This window comes from Burkholderia sp. Ed8 (assembly GCF_040761425.1).
GTDB classification, from domain to species: Bacteria; Pseudomonadota; Gammaproteobacteria; order Burkholderiales; family Burkholderiaceae; genus Burkholderia; species Burkholderia seminalis.
Window position 1 is genome coordinate 3,389,222 of sequence record NZ_CP142886.1, and the last position, 11,955, is coordinate 3,401,176.

Here is an 11,955-nt window from a genome sequence, read left to right on the forward strand (position 1 = left end):
GCGTCGGCAAAGTTACTTTTTGGCGGTCTCGCTCGGCTCGGCCAGCGGTTCAGCTTCGACGTCACGGTTGGGCGTTGCCGCCTCTGCTGCGGCGCGATCTGCTTCGGCCTGTTTCGCTTCGGCGTCACGCTGCGCAGCCTCCTCGGCTTCGCGAGCCGCTTTCGCCGCCCGCTCGGCCTCGACCGTCGCGAGAATCGCGGCCGGATCGGGTTCGTCCGGCCACGCGATCTGCGCCGGGAAGCTCGGCGACTCGACCACGCGCACCAACGCGAGCTGATATTCGGCCCACGCATGGAAAGTCGCCGCTTCGAGATCCGAAAGGCGCCCCGTCACCCATGCATCCGCCTTGCCGAGATTCTGCTGCCGCGCCTTTTCCAGCCGTGCGAAGAAGTCATTCATCGCCACCTCACGTGCCTTGCCAGCAACGATCTCTTCGTCGATTGCCCACGCGCCATCACGCCATACGTGTGCATCGGACGGACGCGGGACTTCGGTCAGTCCCGCATCGTCAGGCGTCACACCCGCGACCGTGATTTCGGCGGCCGAGCCGGAATCGGTGCGATAGAGGCGCACACCGCGAAAGTCCGGCAACATTTCCCACTTGTCGTTACGCCAAAACGGCCAGGTACGCGGCGCACGTTCGGGCAGCGGTTCCAGCGTGCAGAACGCGGGCACCAAGTAGCGGCTCGAATTCATCGGATCTATGTCAGCCAGAAAGCTGACGATGTACTGCCCGGTCAGGTTGTCGTACTGATTGCAAAGCATGCTCTACCTCATCTATTAGAACGCGCGGATCATCGCGAGCACCGCGACGTTGCGCATACGTGCCTCCGCACCGCCATCGGCCGCAACAGTGATCGTGTGCGAGTGCGCGCCGGCCGCGCCGATGCCGACGTTGTGGCCGTGCGTGCCAGCCCCCTCGGTATTGAATTCGTGGGCGTGATCCCCGACACCGACAATGTCTGCGGAATCGCCGTTGCCGACAGCCTGTTCAGCCCCGCTGCCCGCCGTATCCGAGCCAGTGATCGAACCGTTATAAGGCGGTCGAAGCAGGCGACTGTAGATTCCGTTGTTGTGGTTGTGGCCGCCCGCACCGGCTGTCCACCCGTGGTGTCCGTGCCAGCCTTGCGAATCGGTCCATGCGCTATGCGCGTGATCCCCGACTGCCTCGGCCGAAGCACCGTGCGCGTGCGAGCGGTTCTGGCTGTCCTGCCACGTTCCGACTCGCCGGCCCGCATCGGCACCACGCCCGGAGTCCGCGCAGCGAATGCCCTCGCCACGAAACTCCGGGATGCGAAAGGTCTTCGCTCCGTCGCCGGTTGAAAACGAACCCCAGTTCCCGTTGCTCCAGTCTTTCTCTTCGACCAGCGCACCGGAACCCTGCGCATAGGCCCACAATGCCGGGTAGTCCGCTCGATTCAGCGCGGCACCGTTGAGCGCGAGACATCCCGCACGCGGTGCCGTACGTGCCTCAAAGATGATCTGACCGATCGAGGCCGATGCGATTGCGTCTGCGACGAACGCAGTCGACGCGGCGTTACCGGATCTATCACCAGCAGCAGGCGTCGGAACCTGAACAGCGCGGTCAAAGATCGTCCCTTTGTTTGCCGTGAATCGTACGTTGACCAATCCGTTGCACGTCACGCCGAATTCGCCATCGGCGATGTGGTACAGACCGGTATCCGGCGCACCGTCCTTGTCGAACGTCAGCGACGGATTCTGCGGCGTGCCCTCCGATAGGAAGATGCGCGCCCCCGGAGCAAACGAGAGAGTCCCCTTCGAGGTTCCACCGACATTGAGATCAAACGGCGTCAGATTTCCGGAGTGCCATACCGGCTTGCCGTTGACGCGGAAAGAACCGTCAGCCGCGTAGAACTGGAACGACCCGGCATTACCGCCCCACCAGCCCACCGACGTGGCATTTCCGTAGAAGTAACCATCCGCTGCACCGACTCGAATCTGCCCCTCGCCCGTACCCGGGCCGACCGACAGCTGACCGCCGATCTTGGTCCCCAAGCCCGTGCCGTCGATCGTGACGTACCCGGTATCAAGCGACCATGCGAACGGCCGGAACGTGTTCCAGGTGCCAAGCGGATCGCCCTTCTTCGTCTGCAGAAAGTACGCGGACATCCCGTCGTGGCGGAACATCACCCCGTAGCCCGGGTCCGTCATCCGAAGATGTCCGCCATCAGGCCCTTCGAGGTCGGTAATCTGGACGCCCTTCGCAAACGAAGCACGGTAAGCGACCTGCATTCCGTCTCGACCGTTGTCGTCGGTCGTCCCGAGCAGCAATCGACCGGCCGGCGTGAACCGACCGCGTTCAGCCCCACCCGAGTTGAACAACAGGAAGCCGCCGGGGTTGAGCGTGAGATTGTTGCCAAGCATGACGACGTACGGCACACCGTTCGCGCCGAGCTGCAGATGACCATCAGCCGGCGAGAACATGCCAGTATCGGGATCGCCATCGAAGCCATACCCGACGTTTTTCGGATTGTTGCCAGCGATTGCGCCGGGCTTTCCAAGCAGCGCCCCCGACAACGCACCGCCCGACTTGTCCAGCTTGCTGTTCCCGAGCCCCCCGACGGCCTTGTCGGCCGCGTCCGCGCGGTCTTTCAGGTAACGCGTACGATTGGCAAGTTGCTTTGTCGGGACGTTATCGACGCCGTCCGGGCCACCTTGTACGGGGTCCGACGTCTCGAACTGATAGACGCCCTCTTCCCACCTACTTTCTTCTTTCAGATTGGCCATGTACCGATCACCCCTCGCGTAAATTGACCATTGCGCGTCGCGACACCGTTGTGTCGGATCGCAACCTCAGAAAAGTCGAGCCATGCAAGCCGGCTACGAGCCGGCGCGTAACGCTCGATTGCCCGCTTCAGGTTCTCGCCCTGATCTCGCGTCACCGGCCGCCGCAGCTTGACGATGTATTCCGCCCATGCCGTCGCACCACCGTGCAGATAACGGCCATCGCGTTTAACCGAGCCGTCCCGGCGCTTGATCTGCCGCCCCTCCTGAATGTCGACCTCGCCGAAACCGAGACGCCGGACAATCTCGCGAATCGCCCAAGGCGTACCCTTCTTCCGGTAGATCACCAGCGACGACTTGATCAGCTCACGCCGAGCATCGTCGGACTCCGCCAGTTCCCACCCGTCGACCGCCAGCGACCACGCCAGCCACGGCAAGAATGCGGCGGAGCAGTGGTCGGCGTCCCAAAGCGTACGGATCACATTCGGATCGACGGTCGGCCGCATCACCTGCGCGAGCGCCGCCTCCAGACTCGTTTGATTCGTCGGCAGCAGTGCTTCAGTCGTCATCGCTCACCCTCGGATTGAGCACGATCGATGTGCATCGCGCGAACTCGTCGACCGCGCATACGACATCGGCCGCAGGGGACTTCAGATCAACACGCACGACACCCGATTCCTTCGGATGCAGCGCTCCGGTCACGGCGGATCGAGGCATGCCAACACGAAGCCCCTCGCCCGCAGCGACCGCGATATCGAGATCGGCCCGTCGCGCCGTAAGCACCACACCGGGATCAGGCCCGCGCCCGATGTAGACGTCGGCGACAATCGAGTAATTGACGGGCCGTGCGGCAACGACGAGCAGCGTGTCATTGAGCGGTCGGCGATCTTCAGGCGAAAGAGCACGACGCACCGTATCGAGCAGTGCGACGCTGGCAATTCCACCGTTCGATGACGACTTCACGACGACACGCACGACGCCCGGCTCCGGATGATCGACGCGCACGTCGGCGACGTCCGGAGACGCGTCCATCGCGAGCGATCGATACGAGCCGGACGGGCCGGCCGTCGACGCGCGTTCGATACCCATCTGCGTGCGCAATCGCAAGCGCTCGTCGCGCTCGTACGTGACCGGAATCGGCGGGTGCGCTTCCGGATCGCCGGGGTCGACAATCTCTTTCTTCAGGTTCCAAAGCGCCGCGAGGTGTTCGAGATCGGCACCCGTTGCATACGCCAGCAGGACCGCACGACCTGCATCGTTCACGCGCGCCCGAAAGCGGACGTCCTCGTACGCGGCCAGCTCCAGCAGTTTCACGACCGGGTCGGATTCGAGCGCTGCCGTCCAATCCGGATAGATGCTCTTGAAGTGCTCCAGCTTGCGTTGGTAAAGCTCCTCAAAGTCGAGCGTTTCGACGAGATCCGGCGGATCAAGCGCCGACAGATCGATCACTGTCATATCGTCACCTCGAATACAACATCGTCGCCGCTGTACCGCCCGGCGATCCGAAAAGTTACTTTGCCGTCCACGACAGACAGCGCTTTCACGCTATCCAACGCAATACGAGGCTCCCACCGCCCGATCGCACGCGCGGCCTCGGCCTGCGCAGCCGATATCCATCCGCGCGTGACGGGCAAGTCAACCATCGCGGGGAGATCCGAGCCGTAATCGGGTCGCTCGCGGCGGGTTCCCTTGCGCGTGCTGAGAATGTCCGCGATGCTCTGCACAAGATGATCCAGACCGCCGATCAGTCGGCCCGTACGGCGACACATACCGACCAGCGCGACCATCACTGCGCCTTCGTCGGAATGCGCTTGAAGCACCCGCGCGATTCGAGATACGCGATATGCTCAGGCTCCGTCACTTCCGTTTTGCCGGCCAGCACGGCAACGTGCGAGCCGTCCGGAAACACGATCACGCGGCTGCGGAATTCGGTATCGATGAATGTCACGGGTGCCACCGCCCCGCCTTGCTGTGTGTCTTTCGCCATATCGCCCTCTAGAAATGAAAAGCCCCGCTCGGGGCGGGGCAAAATTACTGGCCAAGCCGGCTGGCTCAACGGGGCATAGCCTGATCGAAATTTGGTCGCTCGACTGTCCTGATCTCGGAGCCATCGAGTGGGATTTGCACAGTATTACCTTCGTAGTACATTGCAATATGTGTCGCTGATTGTGCGACGATATAGCCACGCGCAACTTCCTTTCCGCCTTTGACTACCATCTGACATCGCGCTTCAGACACCCAGCATCCCCGATCAAAATCTCGCATCTTATCGGTGGCGACGCCGTCGCCGGCAGACTCGCCTATTACGGATGGAATTGCCATAAATGTGGGGACGGACATCCCGAGCATCGAGCCAATCCCGACAGACGTCCATATCCAAAACACGATAGTGAAGAAGCGAACTACGATCGGCCAAAGCTTGATGGATCTCGTCGATCCGTCAGCCCGTCTGCTTGCGCGATCAACCGCCCAAAGCAACACCTTTTCAATCAAGACCCAGACGGTAACGCCAAATAGGATTATCGCCACGACTTGCAGGATTTGAACCGTATGCTTGCTGATCCAAGCCTGCACATTGGCCACCGCGGTTAGAGCACCGTACAACGACAGGACAAGATGCCGAGCCTTATCGATCGGAAACGCAGCGGGCTCAATCCAGAATTTCCCCAGATATGCGTTGTAATATGCATCGCCGAGTGAATACGCAACGCCCAGCGATACCAAGCCGGCTATCGATACGATCAAAGGCCACGGCCAATCGACCATTGATTTCCGCTCGGGCCGCTTCAATGGATAATTTTCTCGTCGTTGCACGGGTTGTTTCCCGATCTTCTTCTCCGTTTTTTGTTCCGACTCAACCGTGCTCATGCAAGCTCCCCATTTCGCGAATATTGTTCCTAATCACAGCAAAGATACTGTCGAAGAAACGCTACATCACTTCGCCGCGAGCAAGCACCTGACAAATCTACCAGCGTCATCCTAGATTGGCTTACTTACCAACTCCCCGTCGCCCTGTTCACGGTGACTGTGCTGGCTGACCGATTTACCAGCCGCGACAACGTCGTCGGTGAACTCAGCACCACCTGCGATCTTCATCGCAACACCGCCGCCATCGCCCGGCTTGCCCTGCATGCCGCCGTTGAACGTCAGCAGTTGCTCCGTCGTCGTATTGCCCGTGAACGTCGAGTTCGGAACGTCCGCCAGCAGCTTCGCGCTGCGCAGCGTCGCGCCGTCCGCCTTCAGCTCGAACTCCGTGCCACCGATGCGGAACACGATTCGACCGCCGGCCGGCACCGACAGCACATATTCATGGCTCGCATGGTTGTACTGCTCGAATGCGCCGTCCGGGAAGTCGGTCGCCGTCTCGTCCGGACTGGATCTACCGGACCCGCCGTGCTGCTCCGTGTAGTAGCCGGGCGCGACGAACGCCCCCGCGAGATCGCCGGACGGTGCCCACAGGGCAACCTCCTCGTCGATGGACGGCGGACGCCAATGCCGAACCTTGCCTGCGGCACCGGCCTGCCATTTGAGCCAGTCGCTAACCCAATCGCCGACACGCACCTTCACGCGCGGCGGGTCGTACGTGATCGCCTCGATGACCGCGGATTGCGTCAGGCACGCCATACGGCGATCCATTTCGCCAAGCTCGAAGTCGCTCACACGTCCCCCGCTCCCTGTTCCGCCGGATTCCAGTAACGGTCTTCGCGCCCCGGCCCGGTCTCCGGATCGACACCCCACAGCACCGCTCGCCCCTTCGTCGGCGGCTCGTACACATCGCCCAGGTCGAATTCGTGCACCCACTCGACGAGCCAAACGAGATAGGTATCCAGTTCGGGCCGGAACGGATCTTCGCCCGCCGACCCGACCTGCTTACCCGGCGTCATCGGCAGTCCCCACGTCGCCCCGTGCACCGTTTGCAGCACGCGCGCGGACAGCTCGCGCACCTGGACCTCGGCATCCTCCACCAGCGGGTCGACGATCACGCGGGCCTGCATGCGCGCGATAAGCGGCACCCGGCCCGTGCCGTCGTCGTGCCCCGGCTCCAGCTCCGCAAGCTCGATCGCGACGAACGGGGTTTCGATCTGCTTGCCGATCCTCGGGTACGCGTGAATACGTTCGAGATCCGGCAAGCGTGCACGCAGGCCGGCCTCGATACCGTCATGGAGTTGTTTCAGGTTATCGAGCACGATTCGCCGCCTTCTGGATTTCGTAATTGACCTCTTGCCGCAGCACCGTCATCAGCCGCGCTTCGCACACGCGGGCAGCTCGTCGAAATGCCGGATCGCCCGTCTGCGACCATTCGACCGTGACCACTTCGAACGGCGTTCGCGCCTTTCCGGTACGTCGGTAGATCGCGCCGTCCGGCTGCGCCTTGGTCTTGCGCCACGCGCCCTCGAACAACGATCTGCCGGCGCGCATCCCCTTCTTCGTGCGCCGCACCGCGCCGAGCCGGTGCGCTTCGAGCGGATTTAGCCCGAGCCACACCTTGCCCGTATCGAGCGAGCGCATGAAGAAGTACATCCGCTGCCGCAGGAGCTTCTGCTGAATGCCCGTCGCGCCGCTGACCTCTTTCGCCGTCTGACTCCGAATCCACGCGCCTGTCTTGCGCAGCGTCCGACGCCATGCCGCCTGCATTGCTGCAGGCGGCAGGCCGGCGAGCGCTTCGAGCGCCCCCCGTACGTCGATCTCGACCTTCAGCAGATCCATCGTCACCTCAGAATCAGGATCGTCCAGCCCGTGCCAGCCGGGCGGACCTCCAAAACGCGGAACCGTTCGCCACCCGCTTCGACGATGCTGCCCTCGCGCACGCCTGCCGCATCGTCGTCCGTGATGTCGAGGATCGGCGCAACGAGCTGCGTGCGTTGCGTTCCGAGATCCGGGCCGAGCCAAGGCGCTTTGAACATGCCCTGCAGCGGCTTGCCATCGATCTTGACCTCGTCCGACAGGTCTCGCTTCACGGCCGTATCGACGGCGGCCATCAGATCCCGGAACGCCATGTCACGCCTTCAGCTTAACCAGCGCTTTCGGGCGCGTGCACAGGTGGATCGGATTCGACTGCGCCTCGATCTCGACGCCCTTGCCGAAGTCCATCAGTTCCTGCTTCGCGTAGTACGGAATGCCCGTCGTGTTCACCGCTTCGACGTAGTCGGCCGGCGCGAAGCGCGTGATGAATAGGTCCGGCACACCTTCGGGAATCGCGTGCGCTTCGTCGTCCGCGACGTAGCCGACATCGCCGACGCGACCGCGATAGCGCTCGAACGTGCAACCGCCGAAGTCGAACGCGTCGCGCGCGTCGCCGCGCAGCGATGCCGCCATCGCGGTCGCAAGGTACGTTTCCTTCACGGTCTTCGCGACGATCAGCTTGTTCCAGAACGCCCGGCCGCAGAGTACGCGCACGCCCGTGTACGTCGTCGCGCCCAGCGCGTCTTCGATCGCGTCCTGCACCTCGACGCACTTCACGCGGATCTCGGTGTCGGCCTTGCCCAGCTCGAACGGGATCACCGTCTGCTCGATACCGAAGTACTGCAGCAGATCGATCAGTACCGTTTTGCCGTCCGCGTCGAGCACCGCGCCCTTGATCGCGCCGATGCGATGGAATTCGTGCGTCGCGTCGAGCTGGCGACGCATCTTCGCGAGTCGGCGATTCACGACGGTCTGCAGCGCTTCCAGCTCGGTCTCGGAACCGAACGCGCGCAGATTCTGGATCTCGTCCGCCTTGATCACCGCGCGCTGCGGCAGGTGCACCGTATTGAACGGGATCATCTTGCGCTTGCTGCCAACGACAACGCCAGCCGGCGAACCGCGCTCGCCAGCCGCGACGAGTGCGAGCGTGTCGCCGTCGCGCTCGATCTGGATCGTCGTCGTCGTGATGCCGTCCTCTTCGAACAGGCCGAGCGTGCCGATCCGGCCGGGAACATACGGCTGATCGTTGATCGCAGCACTCAGGGATGCGAGCGAGAAGGCATCGTCTTGAAACAGGGCGATATCCGCCATAAAACCTCCGACATGAAAATGGATACAAAAAAGCCACGCGCTCGGCGTGGCTTCGAATGGAGTGAGTTTCGATCAGCGAACGATGACGTGTCGCTCGGCGAGATCCCCGCGACCGGCTGCATCGAGTCCCGTGAGCAGGCCGCCCACGACTTCGGCGAGCCGGACGATCCCCGTCGCCGGGCGCGACGCGTCGGACGCCGCCAGCGGCGCGTAGAGCACGGCCGCTGCGACCTCGGAGCCGTCATTCGCGGCGTTGTCGTACGGCGCATATTCGCCGGTACTGGTCACGCCGAGCACCTGTCCGGCCGGCAGTGCCGGGCCGGCCTTGACGACGATGTGCTCGCGCGAGATCTGGCCGTTGCCCTCCGACACGAGAAATTCGGCCGTCAGAGCGGCCTGTACCTTCCAGTTCGACATGAGTTTTCCCCTCCTCGGGTTACGTCAAAGTTACTTGCCGCTCTTGCGAGCCGCGTAGATGGACGCCGCACGCGGCGCATTCGCGACCACGGGCGCGTCTTGCGACGCAACCGGGGCAGCACGATGGTTGATCGGCTTCTGCGATGCCGTCATGCGCTCGAACAGCCGTGCGCGCACCTGATCGGGCGACAGGCCGTCCGAGACAAAGCCGGCCGTCAGCTCGGTCAGACTCGCGGCCAGACAGATACCGGCGATGTCCTGCGCGTTGCGGATCGCGGCGTCAACGCTCGCGCGATCCCGCAGGCCGGTCGCCAGCACGATGCCCTCCGCGCAGTGCTCGATCCGCGCGTCGCGGCACGCGCTGTAGACGTGAGCAGCGAGAACCGACACGTCCGGACCCGGCGCGGGTGTGGGCGTCGGCAGCCGATGAGGCTCCGGGGCCGGCGTCACCTCGCTGTCGTCCTCCAGCACGGCGCGGATCTCGGCCGGCACCGCCGCATAGCGTGCGGCGAGCCGTGCCGCGCCCGCATATGCCTCGATCCGGATCGGATCGATGATCGCGTCGCAAAAGCCTTGCTCCTTCGCCTGCGCGGCCGTGAGCCACGTCTCGGCATCCATGATCGCGCGGACTTCCTCTGCGGTTCGGCCGCTGCGCTCGACGTAGGCCGCCAACATGCTGTCGGACGTGCTGTCGAGCAGATCGGCGAGCTTGCGCAGATCCTCGGCCTCCCCGGCCGCGACCGTGTTCGGGTTGTGGATCATCAGCCTCGCGTTCGACGGCATTTCGATCGTGTCGCATGCCATCAGGATCAGCGACGCAGCCGATGCGGCGACACCATCGACGCGCCCGGTTACCTTGCCGCTATGCCGACGCACCGCGTTATAGATCGCGAAGGCATCGAACACGTCGCCGCCCATCGAGTTGATCGCGAGGACGATCGACGTCGCTGTCGACGCCACTTCGTCCAGCTTCGACGCGAACAGGTCAGCGTCGGTGCCCCAGAATCCAATGTCACCATAGATCCGGATCTCGACCTCGTTCACGCCCGCCGCATTCGCTTGCGCGCGGATGTCCCACCACCGCTTCTTCCCTTTCATTCGCCATCCCCATTAGAAAGATCGCCCGCCCCGTCGACCGGATCGAGCGTGTCATATCGAATCCCGAGCCGGCGCTCACGCGCGAGATCGTCCGCGTTCTCTTGGTCGACCTGCTCCGGATCATCACCACGCGACAACACCGCACCCGTCCGGCTCGCTAGCCCGGAGCGGATCTCCATCCGCTTTGCCGTAACGTCCTGCACCGGATGGATGTACGGCCAGCCCTGTGGCACCCACCGCACCCGCAAATAGTCGCGACGGCGTCGGTAGTAGTCCTCCATTGGCATCGCACCCGACCACGCGCAGGCGTCGACCCACCAGCGCCAGACCTTCCGGCAAAACTGATGGATGAACACGTTCCACTGGATCTGCTCGATCGACCGCCGGAACTCGTTCAGGATCACACGCAGCACGCGGTCGCTCACGTCGCGCAGATCGCCCGTCATGACCTCGTACGGCATGCCGACCGACGCTGCAGCGGCCATCAGTTGCTGACGCATGAACGGGCCGTAGTCGGTCCCAGCCCCCGGCGGCTCCGCAAACTTGACGTCCTCGCCGGGGGCCAGCTCCTGCATGCTCCCCGGTTCAAGCGATACGACCGGCGAAAAGCCATCGACGTCGTACTCCATCGCCGCACCCGTGACTGGATCGCCCATCAAGCCCGGCTCGGCGGGCGGCTTCGTGACGAATCCTGCAAAGAGGTTGCTGACCTCCTGCCGAAACAGCACCGCGTCGTCGAAGTTGTCCAGCGACTTGAGCCGCAGCAGCACGGTCGACAGCTCCGGGACGCCGCGCACCTGACCGGGTCGAAGCGGGAGAAAAACGTGCGCGATTTCGGTGGCCGGCACGCGCACGGTCTGCATGTTGGTCATTCCCGCACGCCCGTACTCGCCGGGATGACGCCGAAGCAAGTGATACGCAACGCGTCGACCGTCCGCATCGAACTCCACGCCGTTGATGATCTCGCCCCCGCCCGGCACGATCTCGTTCTTCTCCATCGGCAACAGGTCGCCTTCGAAAAGCCGGATCTGCATCGGGACCGCCAAGCCTTCACTCGGTCTGCGAAATTGACGGCACACCAACACTTCGCCGTCGCTGAAAAACGACCGTGCGGCAAGCGTCTGCACGCCCGCCATGTCGAACAGCTCGTCCGCGTCGATCTCCTCGCAGCTATCCTCCCAAAGTTGCTTTTGCATCTTGCGCACGGCGTCGTTCGGATGCTGCGGGTGCGCTTGGATGCCGTTCCCGATGGTGTTCGATACGAGCCGCGCGATTGCCGTTTTCGCCCACGGGTCGTTTCGGATCGCATCACGAGCGCGCGAGCGCAGTAGCGGCAGGTTCTGCACCGCCGCCGCATTCGGTCCCGCGCTCGACGTCCGCCACGACTTCGCCCGTGCGCCCGTCGTGCTCGCCGACTCGTAGGCCGCCGCCTTGAGCCGCGTCGGCACCACGAATCCGCGCCGCGCGAGTGACGGAAAGCCCCCCTTCATCGCACCCCCTTGCCGGCATGGCGAATCCGGACGATCGACGAACGCCCGGCCGCGCCGTTCAGGTCGCGAATGATCTCGGTACGCGCCTCGCGCAGCTCGCCGATTGAGCGATATTTCACGCGCCGGTCGGCATACTGGACTTCCAGCTCGCCCTTCGCGATTGCAGACTGAATGTTCTGCAGATCCTGTTTTGTGTATGCCATGCCATTCC

16 protein-coding genes are annotated in these 11,955 nt (G+C 63.5%); all 16 read right to left on the reverse strand.

Annotated features, from left to right (window positions below; genetic code table 11):
* Positions 1-12 precede the first annotated feature (12 nt).
* Positions 13-765 carry a tail fiber assembly protein gene (locus VXM69_RS29515; protein WP_367189660.1) on the reverse strand — a complete coding sequence of 251 codons (753 nt, stop codon included), beginning with the start codon at positions 763-765 and terminating at the stop codon, positions 13-15.
* Between the two features lie 15 nt (positions 766-780).
* Positions 781-2,748, reverse strand: coding sequence for a phage tail protein (locus VXM69_RS29520; protein ID WP_034188721.1), 1,968 nt, complete (start codon positions 2,746-2,748; stop codon positions 781-783).
* Positions 2,736-3,314 carry a phage tail protein I gene (locus VXM69_RS29525; protein WP_367189661.1) on the reverse strand — a complete coding sequence of 193 codons (579 nt, stop codon included), beginning with the start codon at positions 3,312-3,314 and terminating at the stop codon, positions 2,736-2,738. The genes VXM69_RS29520 and VXM69_RS29525 overlap by 13 nt, the downstream gene beginning before the upstream one ends.
* Positions 3,304-4,200, reverse strand: a complete 897-nt coding sequence (locus tag VXM69_RS29530; RefSeq protein WP_034188723.1) for a baseplate J/gp47 family protein — start codon at positions 4,198-4,200, stop codon at positions 3,304-3,306. The genes VXM69_RS29525 and VXM69_RS29530 overlap by 11 nt, the downstream gene beginning before the upstream one ends.
* Positions 4,197-4,532 (reverse strand): GPW/gp25 family protein, encoded by a 336-nt coding sequence (locus tag VXM69_RS29535; RefSeq protein WP_034188724.1) that lies wholly within the window; start codon positions 4,530-4,532, stop codon positions 4,197-4,199. Before VXM69_RS29535 ends, VXM69_RS29530 begins: the two co-directional genes overlap by 4 nt.
* Positions 4,532-4,693, reverse strand: a complete 162-nt coding sequence (locus tag VXM69_RS29540; RefSeq protein ID WP_226233371.1) for a hypothetical protein — start codon at positions 4,691-4,693, stop codon at positions 4,532-4,534. Before VXM69_RS29540 ends, VXM69_RS29535 begins: the two co-directional genes overlap by 1 nt.
* Before the next feature lie 104 nt (positions 4,694-4,797).
* Complete coding sequence (locus tag VXM69_RS29545) at positions 4,798-5,613, reverse strand: hypothetical protein (RefSeq protein WP_367189662.1); 816 nt, start codon at positions 5,611-5,613, stop codon at positions 4,798-4,800.
* Positions 5,614-5,724: 111 nt separating this feature from the next.
* On the reverse strand, positions 5,725-6,405 hold the full coding sequence (locus tag VXM69_RS29550; RefSeq protein ID WP_367189663.1) for a phage baseplate assembly protein V: 681 nt from the start codon (positions 6,403-6,405) through the stop codon (positions 5,725-5,727).
* Positions 6,402-6,932 (reverse strand): hypothetical protein, encoded by a 531-nt coding sequence (locus VXM69_RS29555; RefSeq protein WP_367189664.1) that lies wholly within the window; start codon positions 6,930-6,932, stop codon positions 6,402-6,404. Before VXM69_RS29555 ends, VXM69_RS29550 begins: the two co-directional genes overlap by 4 nt.
* Positions 6,922-7,452, reverse strand: coding sequence for a phage tail protein (locus VXM69_RS29560; protein WP_134255218.1), 531 nt, complete (start codon positions 7,450-7,452; stop codon positions 6,922-6,924). Before VXM69_RS29560 ends, VXM69_RS29555 begins: the two co-directional genes overlap by 11 nt.
* Positions 7,453-7,454: 2 nt before the next feature.
* Entirely contained in the window at positions 7,455-7,742 is a 288-nt protein-coding gene (locus VXM69_RS29565) for a hypothetical protein (RefSeq protein ID WP_367189665.1), read from the reverse strand.
* Position 7,743: 1 nt separating this feature from the next.
* Positions 7,744-8,739: a major capsid protein gene (locus VXM69_RS29570; RefSeq protein WP_060331652.1), complete on the reverse strand. Its 996-nt coding sequence runs from the start codon at positions 8,737-8,739 to the stop codon at positions 7,744-7,746.
* Positions 8,740-8,811: 72 nt separating this feature from the next.
* Positions 8,812-9,156 (reverse strand): head decoration protein, encoded by a 345-nt coding sequence (locus VXM69_RS29575; RefSeq protein WP_200058509.1) that lies wholly within the window; start codon positions 9,154-9,156, stop codon positions 8,812-8,814.
* A 30-nt stretch (positions 9,157-9,186) separates the two neighbouring features.
* Complete coding sequence (locus VXM69_RS29580) at positions 9,187-10,254, reverse strand: head maturation protease, ClpP-related (RefSeq protein ID WP_367189666.1); 1,068 nt, start codon at positions 10,252-10,254, stop codon at positions 9,187-9,189.
* The gene (locus VXM69_RS29585) at positions 10,251-11,744 is read right to left on the reverse strand and encodes a phage portal protein (RefSeq protein WP_367189667.1); all 1,494 of its coding nucleotides are present in this window, start codon (positions 11,742-11,744) and stop codon (positions 10,251-10,253) included. Before VXM69_RS29585 ends, VXM69_RS29580 begins: the two co-directional genes overlap by 4 nt.
* A complete protein-coding gene (locus VXM69_RS29590; RefSeq protein ID WP_006497114.1) occupies positions 11,741-11,947 on the reverse strand; it encodes a phage head-tail joining protein in 207 nt (68 codons plus the stop codon). The genes VXM69_RS29585 and VXM69_RS29590 overlap by 4 nt, the downstream gene beginning before the upstream one ends.
* Between the last annotated feature and the right edge of the window lie 8 nt (positions 11,948-11,955).